At 72.0% G+C, this 17788-nt stretch carries 14 protein-coding genes, 2 pseudogenes and 1 riboswitch; of the genes and pseudogenes, 11 read left to right on the top strand and 5 right to left on the bottom strand.

Features of this window, described 5'->3' with window-relative positions:
• Positions 1-126: 126 nt before the first annotated feature.
• Positions 127-1355 (bottom strand): annotated as a pseudogene (locus CCZ36_RS03915) (MFS transporter).
• Between the two features lie 176 nt (positions 1356-1531).
• On the opposite strand from CCZ36_RS03915, the gene CCZ36_RS03910 reads away from it, so the two are divergent.
• Positions 1532-2722: an ROK family transcriptional regulator gene (locus tag CCZ36_RS03910; RefSeq protein ID WP_069737309.1), complete on the top strand. Its 1191-nt coding sequence runs from the start codon at positions 1532-1534 to the stop codon at positions 2720-2722.
• 29 nt (positions 2723-2751) lie between these two features.
• Here the strand turns inward: CCZ36_RS03910 and CCZ36_RS34695 are convergent, their stop codons facing one another.
• Positions 2752-2907 carry a hypothetical protein gene (locus tag CCZ36_RS34695; protein WP_164873479.1) on the bottom strand — a complete coding sequence of 52 codons (156 nt, stop codon included), beginning with the start codon at positions 2905-2907 and terminating at the stop codon, positions 2752-2754.
• Positions 2908-3032: 125 nt separating this feature from the next.
• A complete protein-coding gene (locus CCZ36_RS03905) occupies positions 3033-5399 on the bottom strand; it encodes a chitinase C-terminal domain-containing protein (RefSeq protein WP_128817032.1) in 2367 nt (788 codons plus the stop codon).
• Between the two features lie 333 nt (positions 5400-5732).
• Positions 5733-5863, top strand: a riboswitch (FMN riboswitch).
• Positions 5864-6037: 174 nt separating this feature from the next.
• Between CCZ36_RS03905 and ribD the strand changes: the two genes are divergently transcribed.
• From ribD to CCZ36_RS03855, 10 genes are all read left to right on the top strand, one after another.
• Complete coding sequence (gene ribD, locus CCZ36_RS03900; protein WP_128817031.1) at positions 6038-7147, top strand: bifunctional diaminohydroxyphosphoribosylaminopyrimidine deaminase/5-amino-6-(5-phosphoribosylamino)uracil reductase RibD; 1110 nt, start codon at positions 6038-6040, stop codon at positions 7145-7147.
• A complete protein-coding gene (locus CCZ36_RS03895) occupies positions 7148-7756 on the top strand; it encodes a riboflavin synthase (RefSeq protein WP_069737306.1) in 609 nt (202 codons plus the stop codon).
• The gene (locus tag CCZ36_RS03890; protein WP_006123140.1) at positions 7753-8397 is read left to right on the top strand and encodes a nicotinamide mononucleotide transporter family protein; all 645 of its coding nucleotides are present in this window, start codon (positions 7753-7755) and stop codon (positions 8395-8397) included. Before CCZ36_RS03895 ends, CCZ36_RS03890 begins: the two co-directional genes overlap by 4 nt.
• Complete coding sequence (locus CCZ36_RS03885) at positions 8394-9692, top strand: bifunctional 3,4-dihydroxy-2-butanone-4-phosphate synthase/GTP cyclohydrolase II (protein ID WP_128817030.1); 1299 nt, start codon at positions 8394-8396, stop codon at positions 9690-9692. Before CCZ36_RS03890 ends, CCZ36_RS03885 begins: the two co-directional genes overlap by 4 nt.
• A 31-nt stretch (positions 9693-9723) precedes the next feature.
• Positions 9724-10209: a 6,7-dimethyl-8-ribityllumazine synthase gene (gene ribH / locus CCZ36_RS03880; protein ID WP_003970409.1), complete on the top strand. Its 486-nt coding sequence runs from the start codon at positions 9724-9726 to the stop codon at positions 10207-10209.
• 35 nt (positions 10210-10244) lie between these two features.
• The gene (locus CCZ36_RS03875; RefSeq protein ID WP_032768215.1) at positions 10245-10517 is read left to right on the top strand and encodes a phosphoribosyl-ATP diphosphatase; all 273 of its coding nucleotides are present in this window, start codon (positions 10245-10247) and stop codon (positions 10515-10517) included.
• A gap of 50 nt (positions 10518-10567) precedes the next feature.
• Complete coding sequence (gene hisG, locus CCZ36_RS03870) at positions 10568-11416, top strand: ATP phosphoribosyltransferase (RefSeq protein WP_069737304.1); 849 nt, start codon at positions 10568-10570, stop codon at positions 11414-11416.
• Between the two features lie 34 nt (positions 11417-11450).
• The gene (locus CCZ36_RS03865) at positions 11451-11921 is read left to right on the top strand and encodes a PH domain-containing protein (protein ID WP_069737303.1); all 471 of its coding nucleotides are present in this window, start codon (positions 11451-11453) and stop codon (positions 11919-11921) included.
• A 193-nt stretch (positions 11922-12114) separates the two neighbouring features.
• Positions 12115-13473, top strand: a complete 1359-nt coding sequence (locus tag CCZ36_RS03860) for a hemolysin family protein (protein WP_128817029.1) — start codon at positions 12115-12117, stop codon at positions 13471-13473.
• Complete coding sequence (locus tag CCZ36_RS03855) at positions 13470-14576, top strand: hemolysin family protein (protein WP_069737301.1); 1107 nt, start codon at positions 13470-13472, stop codon at positions 14574-14576. The genes CCZ36_RS03860 and CCZ36_RS03855 overlap by 4 nt, the downstream gene beginning before the upstream one ends.
• Positions 14577-14664: 88 nt before the next feature.
• On the opposite strand, the pseudogene CCZ36_RS03850 reads toward CCZ36_RS03855, so the two are convergent.
• Positions 14665-16568: pseudogene (locus CCZ36_RS03850) on the bottom strand (AAA family ATPase).
• A 359-nt stretch (positions 16569-16927) separates the two neighbouring features.
• Positions 16928-17557 (bottom strand): uridine kinase family protein, encoded by a 630-nt coding sequence (locus CCZ36_RS03845; RefSeq protein ID WP_128817028.1) that lies wholly within the window; start codon positions 17555-17557, stop codon positions 16928-16930.
• Positions 17558-17788: the final 231 nt, after the last annotated feature.

The raw sequence follows: 17788 nt of genomic DNA, 5'->3' as shown, positions 1-17788 counted from the left end.
GTGCGCTCGGTGACGGCCGCGCGGAGGTCACCCACACCGCGCGCCGCCGCGCCACGCCCGTACGCGATCGTCGCCTCGTCGCGTACGCCGTTCCCGTCGCGCGGGCCCGTTCCCTCGCGGCCCCCTTCAGGTTCCGGTGGCGCTCTTCGTCTTCGTACCCCCGCCGACCGCCGATCCCGTGACCTTCCGGTCGGCCGACCGCAGCACCCCGGCGCCCAGCACCAGGCCGAGGGCCAGCACCGTCACCACGCCGAACGACACCACCAGCGAGGTGGCCTCGGCCAGCGAGCCGATCGCGGAGGGGGCGATCAGACCGGAGGTGTACGTGATGGTGGCGACGCCCGCGATGGCCTGGCTCGGGTTCGGACCGCTGCGCCCCGCCGCGGCGAAGGCCAGGGGGACCACGACCGCCACGCCGAGCCCCAGCAGCCCGAAGCCGCACATCGCGACCGCGGGGGAGGGTGAGAACACGACCAGCAGCCCGCCCGCGGTGGCCACCACTCCACCGGTCCGCACCGTCCGGACCGCGCCGAACCGGTCGACGATCCGGTCCCCGGCGATCCTGGCCACCGCCATCATCAGGGCGAACGCCGTGGTGGACGCGGCCGCGAGACCGTCCGAGCTGTCCAGGACGTCCCGCAGGTAGACCGCCGACCAGTCCAGGCTGGCCCCCTCGGCGAACACCGCGCAGAACCCGACCGCCCCGATGACCAGGGCCGACTTCGGCGGCAGCGTGAACCGTGGCGGCGGCTCCTCGTCCGAGCGGCTCTGGATGTCGAGGACGTTGCGGCAGGCGATGAGGCCCAGCGTCGTGAGCACCAGGGCCGCGACGAGATGGTGCGTGCGGGCGTCGGTCGCGGTGTGGGCCGCGACCGTGCCCGCCGCGGAACCGGCCAGCGCGCCCACGCTCCACATGCCGTGCAGCCCCGACATGATCGACTTGTCGAGGCGGTTCTCCACCTCGACGCCCAGCGCGTTCATGGCCACGTCGGACATGCCCGCCGTCGCCCCGTAGACGAACAGCGCGGCGCACAGGGTGATCAGGTTCGGCGCCAGCGCGGGCAGGATCAGCGCCAGCGTCCAGAGTGTCAGCAGCCCCCGCAGCGCGGTCCGGGCGCCGAACCGGTGGCTGATCCGGCCCGCCAGCGGCATCGCGATCGACGCGCCGATCGCCGGGAAGGCCAGCGCCAGACCGAGCTGACCCGCGCTCACCCCGGCGTGGTCCTGGATCCACGGCACCCGGGTCGCGAAGCTGCCGGTCACCGCCCGTGGACGGTGAAGACGGCGGCGACGGCGATCCGCGCCCGCTTCACCTGCTCTGTGCCGTAGACCGTGACGGTCGAGTCGTTCGTCATGCCGTCGAGCCCCTCCCCTGGGAATCCTCGGACGCCGGCCTGTCCGGCGCTTCCACCGCCTCTGCCGCTTCCTCGCGACGATGCGTGGCGTAAACTATCAGGAACCCTGCCTGATAAATAGTCGATTCTCCACGGCCCACACAAGCGGCGGGGCGACGATCTGGAAGGATCCCGGTATGCCCGCATCTCCGAGCACGGCTCGGGCCATCAACGACCGGCTTGCGCTGCGGCTGCTCCAGCAGGACGGTCCGCTGACGGCCACCCAGCTCAAGACGCTGACCGGACTCTCCCGGCCCACCGTCGCCGACCTCGTCGAACGGCTCCGGAGCGCCGGTCTGATCCAGGTCGTCGGCGAGTCCGGAGCCGTCCGTCGCGGTCCCAACGCCAAGCTGTACGGGATCGTGGCCGACCGGGCCCACCTCGCCGCGCTCGACGTGCGTCTCGGCAGCGTCAGCGTGGTCGTCACCGATCTGCTGGGGACGACGCTGGCCGAGGACTCGTTGCCCATCGGCAGCGACACCGGCACCGAACCCGCCGTCGAGCGGGCCGTCGCCCTCCTGGAGCGCACCGCCCGCGCGGCCGGGTCCGTACCCCTGCACAGCGTCGGCATCGGCGCGCCGGGGCTGATCGACCCCGGCACCGGCGAACTGCGCGACAGCTCCGGCCTGCCCGCGTGGCACCGGGGCCTGGTCCGGGAGCTCCAGCGGCGGCTTCCGGCCACCGTCCTGGTGGAGAACGAGACCAACCTCGCGGCCGTCGCTGAGCACCGGGAGGGCGCCGCCCACGACCGGGAGACCTTCGTCCTGCTCTGGCTGGGCCAGGGGATCGGGGCCGCCGTGATGCTGGACGGCACGTTGCGCCAGGGCGCGTCCGGCGGGGCGGGGGAGATCGGCTTCCTTCCCGTCCCCGGGGTGAGCGGGCTGCCGTCGGCGGTCAACTGCGAGGGCGGATTCCACTCTCTGGCCGGCTCCGGCGCGCTGTGCGAACTCGCCGTCGCGCACGGACTTCTGGACCGGGCGGCGGCGGCCGGGGGCCAGGAGGAGGGGGCCGCCGTGGACGCGGTCCGGGCCGCCCTGGATGCGGGGGAGGCGGGGGAGCCTTTCCTGAAGGAGGTCGCCGACCGGCTCGCCCTCGGGGCCGCCGCCGTCGTCTCGGTCCTCGACCCCGGCTGCGTGCTGCTCACCGGGGCCGTCGGCCATGCGGGCGGGGCCGCGCTCGCCGCCCGGGTCCAGGAGCGACTGGCCGCGATGTCGCCGCTGCGCACCGAGGTCCGCGCGGGTTCGCTGGGCGACGGGGCCGTGCTGCGCGGCGCGCTGATCACCGCCCGGGATGCGGCGCAGGACGAGCTGTTCGCCCCGGAGAGCTGACCGGGCCGACCTGTTCGCTTGCCGTCGGCTCAGCCCGGGCGTCGGAGGTGGCGGTCGAGGAACTCCTCGGACGTCACGGTCCCGTCGGCGTGTTCGAGGGCCGGATGGGTCACCGCGCCGGCAGCCCGCGTACGCCCGGCCCGCCGGCCGGCGACCTCGCCGCTGTCGACGGGCCGGAGCGACACCCCGGTGGACACCCGACGGCACGGGCCGCCTGGCCGCGTTGACGAGGAAGCCCACCGGGGAAGAGCCGAACGGCCCGGCGCGAGCGGGGAAACCGCTCGCGCCGGGCCGGCGGGCACACGGGGGATCAGCAGGCGCCGAGGTCCTTCCAGACGCCCCACTCACCGGTGGTGCCGGGCTTCTCGCCCTTCGTCCACCAGGACGCCTTCCACTGACGGCCGTCCTGGCTGACGGTGGAGCCGCCGCCGTACTCGGTGGCCGCGTTCCACGCCGGGGCCGAGCAGCTGCCGCCCGGCTGCGTCGGGGTCGGGGTGGGCGTCGGCTCTGTCGGGTCCGGGGTCGGGGTCGGGGTCGGCGTCGGGTTCGTCCCGGTGCCGGGCTCGACCACCGTGGTGCCGCGGGCCAGGTCACCCGCGAGCGAGTAGGACTTCCCGCCGAAGGTCACGGTCCAGTTCGACGGGGTGGACGTGGGCAGGTAGTAGACGAAGTCCAGCTGCACCGAGGCGCCGGGGGCCAGGCTCTGCCAGGCCGGGAGCTTCAGTGAGACACGGTTGTAGTCGCCCTTCAGGCCACCGATGTTGTTGGCCGCCTTGTGGTCGCTGCGGATGATCGTCGTACCGAAGCCGGACTGGTCCTTGGCGTTGGCCGGGGCGGAGGTGGAGTAGTCGAACTGGAACTCCGTACCGCCGGGCAGCGTGGCCTGGGTCCGGTTGGTGATCTTCAGCTTGGGGCTGATCGGGTAGTTGGAGTCGCCCAGCGGGAACTGCCCGAAGGAGACGTCGATGTCCAGCGCCTCGGTCGGCAGGTCGATCGTGGAGCGCTTCGCGCCGTACGGGGTGGCCGACTTGAACGCGTCGTACATCGCGGTCGTCAGCGTGGAGCCGGTCTCGTACTGACCCTTCGCCGCGTTCCACCGGTAGTCGCCCGCGAGCTCCCAGATCATCGTGCCGCCGATGCCCTTGTCCACCACGTAGTCGGCCTTGGCCTTCACCGACTGCTCGTCCTCGGTGGAGAGGAACACCTTCTTCTCGGCGTTCCACAGCCACGGGGCGACCAGCGTGGAGTCGTACTTGCGGGCGTAGGTGCCGGTCAGCTTGGTGTCCGCGGGGAAGCCGTAGTCGGTGACGTAGTCCCCGACGATGCCCTTCTCCAGGTTCTTCGCGTGCCACATCGGGTTGGAACCGGCGGGCGACTCCTTGCCGTTGGTGTCCTTGTCGTGCCACAGGTTGTCGATGCCGACCGCGCCGTCACCGCACTTGGTCAGCCCCGCGCCGGCCGGGCAGTCGGTCGTGGCAGCCTTGCCCCACAGGCCGTCGGTGCCGCCCTGCACGTTCTTGAAGCCGCGGGTGTAGTACGGCAGGCCGATGTTGATCCGGCCGGCCGGCATCGAGCCGCGGAAGTAGTGGTAGGCCCAGTCGGTGTTGAGGTAGCCGAGGCCGCCGTACTGCGAGGTGGTGTACACACCCGCCTGCGCCAGCTCGTTGTCCTTGCCGTCGTCGAACAGCGAGGCGTTGGGCCCGACGTACTCGTTCCAGGCGCCGTGCAGGTCGTAGGACATGATGTTGACGTAGTCCAGGTACTTCTGCATCTGGTACGTCTCCATGCCCCGCAGCAGGTAGCCGGAGGAGGGGGCGGCGACGGTCAGCAGGTAGTGCTTGCCGTCGGCCTCGCCCGCGCGGTCGAGCTTCTCGCGCAGCGTCTTCATCAGGGCGTCGTAGCCCTTGACCAGGCCCGCGCGGCGGCCGTTGGCCAGCGTGTGGTCCAGCGGGTTGCCCGCGTCCTTCATCGTGGTGGCGTACTCGTAGTCGATGTCGACGCCGTTGAAGCCGTACTTCTTGATGAAGGCGACGGCCGAGTCGGCGAAGGTGTTGATGCCCGCCTGGTTGACCGAGCCGTCGGCGTTGGTCGCCATCGAGTAGAAGCCACCCGAGTCGACGCGCTTGCCGTCGGGGGCGAAGTAGCCGCCGGTCTCGGCCCAACCGCCCACGGAGACCAGGGTCTTCACGTTCGGGTGCTGCTTCTTGTACTTCGTCAGCAGGTTGAAGTGGCCCTTGTAGGGGAGCGCCGGGTCCATCTCCGCACCCGCGACACCTGGCCAGGTCATCCCGGTGGAGGCGTTGTCGGCGTCGTCCGGGCCGACCGAGAGCTTGTTGGAGCCGTCGACATGAGCGAAGGCGTAGTTGAGGTGGGTGACCTTGTCCCACGGGATGTCCGGGACGAGGTAGGCGTCCTTGCCGTCCTTGCCGGTGCGCCAGTTGGTGAAGTAGCCGATGACGCGCCGCTGGTGGTCGGCGCCCATCTTCTCGCGTCCGTCGGCGTCGTACACGGAGCAGTACGGGACGTTGACGCCGGGAGTCTGGTAAAGCCCGTCGGGGCGACAGGAGTTCTGGTCGGCGGCGGCCGAGGGGCCTGCGGCGAGCGAACTCAGCAGCAGTCCGGCGACGGCGGCGCCGGCGGCGAGGAGCGTGGCTCTCGCTCGGGTGGGGGACAGCATGTGGTCGTTCCTCCTGGGGAGGTCGGCAGAACACAACTGGCTGAAAAGGGGGTGGGTCTGTCGGGGTCCCGGTGTGCGCCCACCGTGGGACCGAACCTCGGAGGTGACGCAGAGATTAAGAGGACTAGACCAGTGCGTCAATAGGTCTGGACCTTTAAGGCTCAACTTCGTGAATGACTACGTTGTCGTCTTCGGTCCGGCGTCGTTCCGGGCAGATCGCGCCACGTCCTCCGTGACGCGGCGTGACCCCGCCGATGATCCCTGTGACCCAGCCCACAGCGCTCACCCGCATGGCCGGGAGGCGTCCGTGGCAGACTGGTTCCGTACCAGTAGCAGCGCACTCCGGGGTCGGTGCAATTCCGAACCGGCGGTTACAGTCCGCGACCCGTCCGCAGCCAGCGGCCGGTTGACCAGGTGAAATTCCTGGACCGACGGTTAAAGTCCGGATGGGAGGCAGTGCGCGGCGGTTTGTCATCGGTACGCCGCCGTCGGCGGACGCATGGCCGGGAACCTCCCGGGACGCCGTGCGTTCCTGGCGTTTCCCGTTCCCGGGTCAGCGGCGTTCTCGCTGGTGATCCGCTTTCTCTGTCGTCATCGACAGGCCCCGGAGTCCGTGCCCGAAGAGGCAGGAGGACCCGGTGGACACCGCAGCCGACATCACCGCGATGCGCCGAGCGATCACGCTCGCCGCCCGTGGTCTCGGCTCCACCAGCCCCAATCCGGTCGTCGGCTGTGTGATCACCGACGCCGCCGGAGCCGTGGTCGGTGAAGGCTTCCATCAGCGCGCCGGAGGGCCGCACGCCGAGGTCCACGCCCTGCGCGCGGCCGGCGACCGGGCCCGTGGCTCCACCGCCTACGTCACCCTCGAACCGTGTAACCACACCGGCCGCACCGGACCCTGCGCCCAGGCCCTCCTGGCCGCCGGGATCAGCCGTGTCGTGTACGCGGTCGGCGACCCGAACCCGCAGGCCACCGGCGGCGGCGACACGCTGCGCGCGGCCGGGGTCCAGGCCGAGCAGGGACTCCTCGCCGACGAGGCCGAGGCGGGCAACGCCGCCTGGCTGACCTCGGTGCGCCTCGGCCGGCCGCACGTCCTGTGGAAGTACGCCGCCACCCTCGACGGCCGCATCGCCGCCGCCGACGCCACCAGCCGCTGGATCACCTCGCCCGAGGCCCGCGCCGACGTCCACCGGCTGCGCGCCGAGGCCGACGCCGTGCTCGTCGGCTCCGGCACCGCCCGCACCGACGACCCCCAGCTCGGCGTACGCGGCATCGGCGGCGCCACCCAGCCCCTGCGGGTCGTCGTCGACACGAACGCCGCCTCCGTCAAGCCCGGCGCCCGGGTCCTGGACGCCACCGCGCCCACCCTGATCGCCGTCGCCGACGACGCCCCGGCCGGCCACCTCCCCGAGGCCGCCGTCCTGCGGCTGCCCCGCGCGGCCGGCGGGCGCGGGCTGGACCTCGACGCCCTCCTCGCCGCCCTGCACGAGCGGGGCGTCCGCTCCGTACTCCTCGAAGGCGGCCCCACCCTCGCGGGCGCCTTCGTCGCCGCGGGAAAGGTCGACAAGGTCGTCGGCTATCTCGCCCCGGTCCTGCTCGGCGCGGGCCCCGCCGCCCTCGCCGACGCCGGAATCTCCACCATCTCCCAGGCGTTGCGCCTCGATGTCACCGAGAGGGTGCCGATCGGCCCCGATCTGCGCGTCACCGCTGTCCCCGCCGCCCCCGCCCCTGCTCGGAAGGGAAACTGAGTGTTCACCGGAATTGTCGAAGAACTGGGTGAGGTCACCGCCGTCGAGCAGCTGGCCGACGCCTCCCGCTTCCGGCTGCGCGGCCCCCTCGTCACCGAGGGCGCCAAGCACGGCGACTCCATCGCGGTCAACGGCGTCTGCCTCACCGTCGTGGACACCGGCGACGGTGAGTTCACCGCCGACGTGATGGCCGAGACGCTGAAGCGTTCCAGCCTCGGCGCGCTCGCCCCCGGCTCCCGGGTCAACCTGGAGCGCCCGATGGCGCTCGGCGGCAGGCTCGGCGGACACCTCGTCCAGGGCCACGTGGACGGCACCGGCACCATCGTCGAGCGCACCCCCTCCGAGCACTGGGAGGTCGTCAAGGTCTCCCTGCCGCCCGAGCTGACCCGGTACGTCGTGGAGAAGGGCTCCATCACCGTCGACGGCGTCAGCCTCACCGTCGTCGAGGCGGCGGCCGACTACTTCACCATCAGCCTCATCCCCACCACCCTCGCCCTGACCACGCTCGGCCACAAGCAGCCCGGCGACCCGGTCAACCTGGAAGTGGACGTCATCGCCAAGTACGTCGAGCGGATGCTCGGGGACCGGGCCGGGCGGGAACCGCGATGAACGCCGCGTCCTGGCTCAACTCCGAAGCCTTCACCGTGTTCGGCCAGCACATCAAATGGTCGGACATGATCGGCAACATCGTCGGCCTGATCGCCCTGGCCCTCGGCTGGCGGCGCTCCATCTGGACCTGGCCCGCCCAGCTGCTCTCCGGCGTGATCCTGCTCGTCGCCTTCGCCTCCGCGCACCTCTCCGGCAGCGCGGGCAAGCAGCTGGTCGTCATCGTCGTGGCCCTGTGGGGCTGGTGGTCCTGGAACCGCGGCAGGCAGCAGGCCCAGGACGGCTCCATCGCCGTCCGCTTCGCCACCTGGCGCGAGCGCGGTGTGCTGATCGGCGGCGCCGCGCTCGGCACCCTGGCCGTCGGCGGCCTGTTCACCGCGTTCCCGTCGCTGTCCTGGGACCCGTGGCCGGACGCGTACATCTTCGTCGGCACCGTCGTCGCGATGTACGCCCAGGCCCGCGGCATGGTCGAGTTCTGGTTCGCCTGGCTGCTGGTCGACCTCGTCGGCGTCCCGCTGAACTTCGCCAACGGCTTCGCCTTCTCCGGCTTCGTCTACATCATCTACGGCGCCCTCGTCCTGTGGGGCATGCGCGACTGGTGGCTGCGTACGCGGACACCCGCTCTGGAAGGAGCCACGGCATGACTGCTCAGCCCACCTGGCTGCACCCCGACCCCGACCCGCTCCCCGAGAACCTCTCCCTGGACCCGGTCGAGCAGGCCATCCGCGACATCGCCGCCGGCCGCCCCGTCGTGGTCGTGGACGACGAGGACCGCGAGAACGAGGGCGACCTCGTCATCGCCGCCGAGAAGGCCACCCCCGAGATCGTCGCCTTCATGATGAGCGAGTGCCGCGGCCTGATCTGCGCCCCCATGGAGAGCGACGAGCTGGAACGCCTCGAACTGCCGCAGATGGTCGAGGACAACACCGAGTCGATGCAGACCGCCTTCACGGTCTCCGTCGACGCCTCCGCCGCGCACGGCGTCACCACCGGAATCTCCGCCGCCGACCGCGCCACCACCCTGCGGATGCTCGCGGGCGGCGTCGCGGGGCCCGGCGACTTCGTCCGGCCCGGCCACATCTTCCCGCTGCGCGCCCGCTCCGGCGGCGTCCTCGTCCGCAACGGCCACACCGAGGCCGCCGTCGACCTCGCCCGGCTCGCCGGACTGCGCCCCGCCGGGGCCATCGTCGAGATCGCGGGCGAGGACGGTGTGATGCTCCGGCTGCCCGAGCTGATCCCGTTCGCCCGCAAGCACGGCCTGACGATCATCTCCATCGAGGACCTGATCGCCTACCGCCGCAGCAACGAGCCGACCGTCCGCCGAGAGGCACAGACCCGGCTGCCCACCGCGTTCGGCGACTTCACCGCGTACGGCTACCGCTCCATCGTCGACGGCGTCGAGCACGTCGCCCTGGTCCACGGCGACATCGGCGACGGCGAGGACGTCCTCGTCCGGATCCACTCCGAGTGCCTGACCGGCGACATCTTCCAGTCCCAGCGCTGCGACTGCGGCCCCCAGCTGCACGCCTCCATGCGGCGCGTCACCGAAGCGGGCCGGGGCGTCGTCGTCTACCTCCGCGGCCACGAGGGACGCGGCATCGGCCTGCTCTCCAAGCTCCGCGCCTACGAACTCCAGGAGCGCGGCGTCGACACCCTCGACGCCAACCTGGAGCTCGGTCTGCCCGCCGACGCCCGCGACTACGCGGCAGGCGCGCGGATCCTCAAGGACCTCGGCGTCACCAGCCTGCGGCTGATGACCAACAACCCCGAGAAGACCGCGGCCGTCGTCCGCCACGGACTCGCCGTCACCGGCCGCGAGCCCATGCCCGTCCAGGCGGGCGAGCACAATCTGCGCTACCTGCGCACCAAGCGCGACCGCATGGGCCACGATCTGCCGTGGCTCGACGGAGCCCCGGCGTCGACTTGCGCCAACCAGTAACGAACACCTCTTAACCAGCAACAGGAGAGACATGAGCGGCAAGGGTGCACCCGAACTGTCCGTACGCAACTGCGGCGACCTGCGCGTGGCCGTGATCGCGGCCCAGTGGCACGAGAAGGTCATGGACGGACTCGTCGACGGCGCGCTGCGCGCCCTGCACGAGCTGGGCATCGACGAGCCGACCCTGCTCCGGGTCCCCGGCTCCTTCGAGCTGCCCGTCGTCGCCAAGGTGCTCGCCGGCCGCGGCTACGACGCGATCGTCGCCCTCGGCGTGGTCATCCGCGGCGGCACCCCCCACTTCGAGTACGTCTCCCAGGGCGTCACCCTCGGCCTCACCCAGGTCACCGTCGACACCGGCGTCCCCGTCGGCTTCGGCGTACTGACGTGCGACACCGAGGAGCAGGCCCTCGACCGGGCGGGCCTCGAAGGGTCCAACGAGGACAAGGGGCACGAAGCGGTCACCGCCGCCGTCGCCACCGCGGCCACGCTGCGCACCGTCAGCGAACCCTGGCGCTGAGTGCGCTCCGGCGACCCCGTATTCTGAGGACCATCATGGCCAACAAAACCTTCGAAGAGCTCTTCGCCGAGCTCCAGCTCAAGGCCGCCGAGGGCGACCCCGCGACCTCCCGCACCGCCGAACTGGTCGACAAGGGCGTCCATGCCATCGGCAAGAAGGTCGTCGAGGAGGCCGCCGAGGTCTGGATGGCCGCCGAGTACGAGGGCAAGGAAGCCGCCGCCGAGGAGATCTCCCAGCTGCTGTACCACGTCCAGGTGATGATGGTCGCCCGCGGGATCTCGCTCGACGACGTCTACGCCCACCTCTGAGCACACCCCGCCCGTCCCACAACCCCTTCGCACAAAGGAAACCTGACCTCATGCTGCGCATCGCCGTCCCCAACAAGGGTGCAATCTCCGGGCCTGCGATGGCGATGCTCCATGAGGCGGGCTACCGGCAGCGCAAGGAGTCGAAGGAACTGGTCCTCGTCGACCCGGCGAACGAGGTCGAGTTCTTCTACCTGCGGCCGCGCGACATCGCGATCTACGTCAGTTCCGGCAAGCTGGACATCGGCATCACCGGACGCGACCTGCTGCTGGACTCCGGTGCCGAGGCCGAGGAGATCCTCCAGCTCGGCTTCGCCCGCTCCACCTTCCGTTACGCCACGAAGCCCGGCACGGCCACCGGCCCCAAGGACTTCGCCGGCATGACGATCGCCACGTCCTACGAGGGCATCGTGGCGAAGCACCTGGCCGACGAGGGCGTCGACGCCTCCGTCGTGCACCTCGACGGCGCCGTCGAGACCGCCATCGAGCTCGGCGTCGCCCAGATCATCGCCGACGTCGTCGAGACCGGCACCAGCATGCGCAACGCGGGCCTCGAGATCATCGGCGAGCCGATCATGAAGTCGGAGGCCGTGGTGATCCGCCGCACCGGCGCCCCCGCCGACGACCCCAAGGTGCAGCAGTTCCTCCGCCGCCTCCAGGGCGTCCTGGTGGCCCGGTCCTACGTGATGATGGACTACGACTGCCGCGTCGAGCACCTGGAGCGCGCCGTCGCCCTCACGCCGGGCCTGGAGTCGCCGACCATCTCCCCGCTGCACCACGAGGGCTGGGTCGCCGTCCGCTCCATGGTCGCCGCCAAGGAGGCCCAGCGGATCATGGACGACCTGTACGAGCTCGGCGCCCGCGCCATCCTCACCACGGCCATCCACGCCTGCCGCCTCTGACGGCCCCGGCCGCCCGCACCGAGAGAAGCCCCCGATGTCCGCGCCCAGGCCCGAACTCCCCACCCTGCCGGTCACCTTCCGGCCCACCCTCACCCGGGTGGTCCTGCTGAGCGTGGGCCTGGCGATGTTCCTCGTCATCACCGTCGTCGCGCTGATGCTGGAGCGGCTCAACCCGGCGGAGCGGGCCAGCTTCGTCTTCGTCGCGGCGCTGTTCTTCGGCGTCCTGGCCCTGCTGAGCAGGCCCAAGGTCGCCGCCGACGACACCGGGGTCACCGTCGTCAACCTCACCCGGACCCGCAGGCTGGCCTGGGAGGAGATCCTCCGCGTCAACCTGCGCTCCGGCGACCCCTGGGTCTTCCTCGACCTCAGCGACGGCACCAGCCTGCCCGCCCTCGGCATCCAGCCCGGCCTGGCCAAGCAGCAGGCCATCCGCGACGCCCGCGCCCTGCGGTCCCTCGCCGAGGCGCGCGGCGCGGGCGGCGACGACACTCCCACCGGCGGCTGAGCCCCCGCCCGGCACGGGGCCTTCTTGTCTACTCTGGTGGGCGGCGGCGCCCCGTGTGCCCCGCCCCGCCCGTACCACGGCCCCGCCCCGGGCCCGCGGGGTTCTTCCTGCGACCCAAGGAGTGACTCCCTCCAGCAATGGACGGATCGTCCGGTAGTACCTGCGCCGCCCCTTCCCCGGAGGCGGCGGCTTCATGACCACCCCCCTGCTGCTCCTCGCGGCGGCCTTCCTCCTCATCCTCGCCAACGGGTTCTTCGTGGCGGCCGAATTCGGGCTCGTCACCGTGGACCGGCCCGACGCCGAACGCGCCGCCGCCGAGGGCGACCGACGGGCCCGCACCGTCGTCCGCGCCCTGCGTGAACTCTCCTTCCAGCTCTCCGGCACCCAGCTCGGCATCACCATCACCTCGCTGGTCGTGGGCATGCTCGCCGAACCGGCCCTCGCCCGACTGCTCGCCGGACCCCTCACCGCCACCGGACTGCCCGCGGGGGCCGTGTCCGGTGTCGCGGTCGTCGTCGGGATGCTGCTGGCCTCCGCCGTCCAGATGGTGGTCGGCGAACTCGTGCCGAAGAACTGGGCGGTCTCCCGGCCGCTCCAGGTGGCCCGTTTCGTCGCCGGACCCCAGGCCCGCTTCGCGGCCCTCCTGCGACCGGTCATCACCCTCCTCAACGCCCTGGCCAACCGGCTGGTCCGCCTCCTGGGCGTCGAGCCCACCGACGAACTGGCCTCCGCCCGCACCCCGGGCGAACTGGTCTCCCTCGCCCGGCACTCCGCCGAGGCCGGGGCCCTGGAACAGGACACCGCCGACCTCTTCGTGCGGACGCTCTCGCTGGCCGGCCTCACCGCCCAGCACGTCATGACGCCCCGGGTGAAGGTCAGCGCCCTGCACTCCTCCGCGACCGCCGAGGACGTCCTCAACCTCACCCGTGCCACCGGCCTCTCCCGCTTCCCGGTCTACCGGGACCGCATCGACGAGATCATCGGCATGGTCCACCTCAAGGACGCCCTCGCCGTCCCCGCCCGCGAGCGCCTGCGCACCCCGGCCGGCCGGATCGCCGTCGCCCCGCTCCTGGTGCCCGGCACCCTGCCGGTGGAGCTCCTGCTGCGCCGGCTGCGCCACGAGCAGCCGATAGCCGTCGTCGTCGACGAGTACGGCGGCACCGCCGGCGTCGTCACCCTGGAGGACATCATCGAGGAGCTCGTCGGCGAGGTCCTCGACGAGCACGATGCCGAAAGGGACGGCCGCCCCGAGCTGACCGCCGTCACCGGTGAGGACGGCCGCCCCGCGTGGGACGCCGAAGGCAGCTGCCGGGTCCACACCCTGCGCCGCGGCGGCCTGGACGTCCCCGACGGACCGTACGAGACCGTCGCCGGGCTCGTCGCGGAACTCCTGGGCCGCATCCCCGCCCCCGGCGACCGGGCCGAACTCCCCGGCTGGCGGATCACCGTCCGCCAGGTCGGCCACAACCGCGCCGAACGCGTCCGGTTCACCCGGACGCCCGACCCGCTGCCAAGGACGGCCGCGCCGGGGCTGCTGGAGGCCGCGCGATGAGCCTGCTCCAACTCCTCCTCGCCGCCCTCCTCGTGCTGGCGAACGGCTTCTTCGTCGGCGCGGAGTTCGCCCTCGTCTCGGTCCGCCGCAGCCAGATCGAACCGCTGGCCGCACAGGGGTCGGGCCGGGCCCGCACCGTCCTGCACGGCCTGGAGAACCTGCCGCAGATGATGGCCGCCGCCCAGTTCGGCATCACCGTCTGCTCCCTCACCCTCGGAGCCGTCGCCGAGCCGACCGTCGCCCACCTCCTGGAGCCGGTCTTCCACGCGGCGCACGTCCCCGACGGCCTCGTCCACCCCCTCGGCTTCGCCCTCGCGCTGCTGACCGTGGTCGTCCTGCACCTGGTCATCGGCGAGATGGTCCCGAAGAACCTCGCGATGGCGGCGCCCGAGCGGACCGCACTGTGGCTCAGCCCCGGCCTGGTCGCCTTCGCCCGGCTCTGCCGTCCGGTCACCACCGCGCTCGGCGCCTGCGCCGGTCTGGTGCTGCGGCTCTTCGGCATCGAGCCGAAGGACGAGGTGGAGGCCGTCTTCACCAGTCAGCAGCTCAACCGGCTGGTCGAGGACTCCGGACAGGCCGGCCTCCTCGGTCCGGAGGCCGCGGAACGCCTGGAGGACGCTCTCGAACTGGGCAGCAGGCCCGTCGCCGACGTCCTGCTGGAACGGGCGTCCCTGGTCACCGTCGACCCGTCGGTGACCCCGCGCCGGATCGAGGAGCTGACGGTACGCACCGGCTTCTCCCGCTTCCCCATCTGCGCGGAGGGCGGCGGCCCCTTCATGGGCTACCTCCACGTCAAGGACGTCCTGGAGCTGGAGGACGCCGACCGCGCGGTCCCGCAGCAGATCTGGCGCCCGATGGCGACCGTACGGGCCGAACTCCCGCTGGACGACGCCCTGACCGTGATGCGCCGTGCCGCGACGCACCTCGCGCAGGTCGCCGACGGATCGGGCCGGGTCCTCGGCCTGGTCGCCATGGAGGACGTTCTGGAGACGCTGGTGGGGGAGGTACGTGACCCGGCCCACCGGGTGGTGTCCGTGCCCCGCCGCACGGTGGAGGTCCCCAGGACGCCGGGGCGGCCGTCGTCCGGGGCCCTGGTGCACTGAGCCGGCGGTACGGGGCCGGGGCCGGCGGCATGAGGCCGGGCCGGGACAGGGGGCCGGGCCGCGGGTGTCAGCTCCCCCGGCCCGACCCTCACACCGCGCCCGGCTCCTGCTTGCCCCTGCCCACCGGACCGCGCCCCGACAGCACCTCGCCGTAGGCCTGCATCAAATCCGCCAGCCGCAGCGTCGACAGATCCTCCCGGGTCAGCTCGCCCGCATAGCCGGACAGCCGCAGATCGCGGTAGGCGCAGCTCTTCTCGTACAGCGTCCGCAGGAAACGGCCGTTGCCCAGCTCGTCGATCCACCCCTGGTCCACCACATGGCCACTGATGGAGCGCAGCTCGTCCACCGCCTCCTCGTCCCACACGTCGTCGTTCTCGGCGGCCAGGACACTGCCGATCGCGGTGAGTTCGAGCGGCCGGTAGCTGGGGAAGTCGACCCGGCTGGTGAACCGGGAGGAGAGCCCGGGATTGGTGGCGAGCAGCCGGTCCATGCCCTCCGGATACCCGGCGAGGATGACGACGAGATGGTCCCGGTTGTCCTCGGCCCGCTTGAGGAGCACCTGAAGCGCCTCGTCGCCGTACGCGTCGCCCTTGCTGTAACCGGAGTTGGCCAGGCTGTACGCCTCGTCGACGAACAGCACCCCGCCGAGCGCCGAATCGATCAGCTCGTTCGCCTTCACCGCCGTCTGGCCCAGGAACTCCCCGACCAGATCCGATCGTTGGGCCTCGACCAGATGATCGCCGCCGAGCAGCCCGAGGGCGTAGAAGACCCGGCCCAGGATGCGGGCCACCGTGGTCTTGCCGGTGCCGGAGGGCCCGGAGAAGACGAAATGGCGCTTCGGCGGCTGGACGGGCAGCCCCTGCTCGGCCCGCAGCCGGGCCATGTTCAACTGCGCCGAGAGCGCCTTGACCTGCCGTTTCACCGGCTCCAGGCCGACCATCCGCTCCAGCTGCGCCAGCGCCTCGGCCAGCAGAACCGGATCGCTCGGCCCGGCCGGGAAGGGCGGCGGTCTGCGGGTCTTGGTACGCCGGGCCCCCTCGGCCGGGACCGGCGGACCGGGGGCCGGGTCGTCGCCGAGCAGCCCCGCCTCGCTCACCGGCCAGGACTCACGCCCGTCCACCAGATCGGTGCCGAGCAGCGCGTCGCCCTCGGGCTGTGCCTCCGCCCCCGCGCCCCCGAACCGAAACCGGTCAGGGACACGGCGGCCAGATCCGCCGACTCGTCGAACCCGTCGCCCTCCACGAGCGCCGCCAGCCGGGCCGAGGTGTCCATGAACGCCGGGTCCACCCGGTGCACCGCCCGGTACAGCGGCAGGGCGGCGGCGCTCCGGCCCGTACCCTCGTGGGCCCGCGCCAGCCAGTAGCGCAGCTCCTTGCGCTGCGGCTGCTCGCTGCGACAGCGCATCAGCGCGGCCGACAGCAGCGGCTCCGCCTGCCCGAACATCTCCAGCCGCACCCGGGCCATCCCGCCGAACAGGCCCGCCTCGATGCCCAGCATCGGATCATCGACGAGCTGCTCGGTGCAGCGCACCAACTGCTCCCAGTCCTTGACCAGATACGAGCGGCAGGCGTGCAGGAACCGCACCTGAGGATCCGTGTCCACCGGAGGCAGCCCGGCCAACGCCCGGTCCAGCTCGGGCACATGGCGCCCGTCCAGCCAGTGCGAGGCGTGCGCCAGCAGCAGATCGCGCTGGCTCTCCAGCACCGGCTGCACCCACCAGCCCAGCCAGTACCAGGAGTTGAGCGTGCGACGGTGGCGGGCGCGCTGCTCGCCGAAGCGGTCGCGGTGCCGGTACATGCGCAACAGGGCCGTGGTGGTGTCGATGCGCAGCGCGTGGAGGCCGAGCCAGCCGTCCGCCATGCCGGGATCGAACCGCACCGCGGCTCTGAACTCCTCCTCGGCCTGCGGGTAGGCACCCATCGTGTAGGCGTCCAGGCCACGCAGCCAGGCGAGGTCGGCGGGGGCTCCAGCGCCCTGTGTGCCGATGTCCATCAGGTCCCCCACAAACCGTGCCCCCAGGATGTCCCGCCCGCACAGCATGCCCACCTGAGCGTGCTGAATCACGGCGTGGAGGAAGGGAATTGACCACACTGAGGTGCATCGTACCCGCGCACAGGGGGCGGGATCGCGCAACGGCCGACCCTCAGGAGTGGTCACCGAGGGTGAATGAATCGCTCTGTGTAGTCGCCGGAGAGGTGCCGGGAGCACAGGGCGAAGCCCCCGATCACGGGGGAACAACCGGGGGCTTCGCGTCTGCGGGGGCTCCGAAAAGCCGCACAATGAGAACGTAAGACCAGTAAGGTCCCTCGGTCAAGCAGAGTTGGAGCACTTCCGGGGCGATTTCCGACTGCTCAGTATGGCGGGGCGTCGTGGCTACGGTATGTGACGTTCCGGTTCGCGCCCGCTGTCTCACGGGGCCCCGGCAGCCACGTGTACCCCTCGGGCAACTGGCGTACCAGAGTGTCGGCGTACGGCCGGGACGGGTCCTCGGCGAAGTGCCGTTCCTCGGCGCGTGTCCACCCGTCCCAGAACCCGGTGAGCCCGGTTCCGTCCCGGCGCCGGCCCCGCTCCCAGGACGTCTCCCGGTCCAGCTCCATCCAGCACAGTGCCGCCAGCCACGGCCGCACCGCCCGCCGGCCCGCGCCGACCCCCTCCACCAGCACCACCGGGGCCGGCTCCAGGGTCCGGGCCGGCCCGAAGCGGCGCTCCGTCCAGTCGTACGGGAGGTAGCGGCCGCTCTCGCCGCGCGCGAGCGGCGCGAGCACCTGCTCCCGCAGCCGCCCCGTCCAGCCGAACAGCTCCTCGTGCGTGGCGAGATCGTCCAGATGGAGGACCGGGGCACCGCCCAGCGCCGTCGCGAGGCGGGCGGCGAAGGTGCTCTTGCCCGAACCGGCGTGCCCGTCGACCGCGACGAGCCGGACCGGCCCGCAGGAGGGGGGCAGTGCGGCGAGGTCATCGGCGTGGCGGGCCAGGTCGTCCATGGCCCCAGGGTACGTTCCGGCACGCGGGCACCGGGGAACCACCGCAGGTCACGCCAGTGGTCCAGACCCATATTGGTTCGGCGACGGCTGCCGAACCGCTGGCCCGACCCGCCCCGGAACCGGGATAGTTGGCGGACCGCACGCGCCCGGACCGCACGGCGCCCGAACGCACGGCACCCGAACCGCAAACCGCACGGCATCCGCAGACCACTTTCCGCATCCGACCGGGGG

Origin of the sequence: Streptomyces sp. S063, from assembly GCF_002832675.1 — a bacterium.
In the GTDB taxonomy this organism is placed as follows: domain Bacteria; phylum Actinomycetota; class Actinomycetes; order Streptomycetales; family Streptomycetaceae; genus Streptomyces; species Streptomyces sindenensis.
Note: the sequence above shows the minus strand (reverse complement) of the source record. Positions and strands in the feature narration are given on the sequence as shown.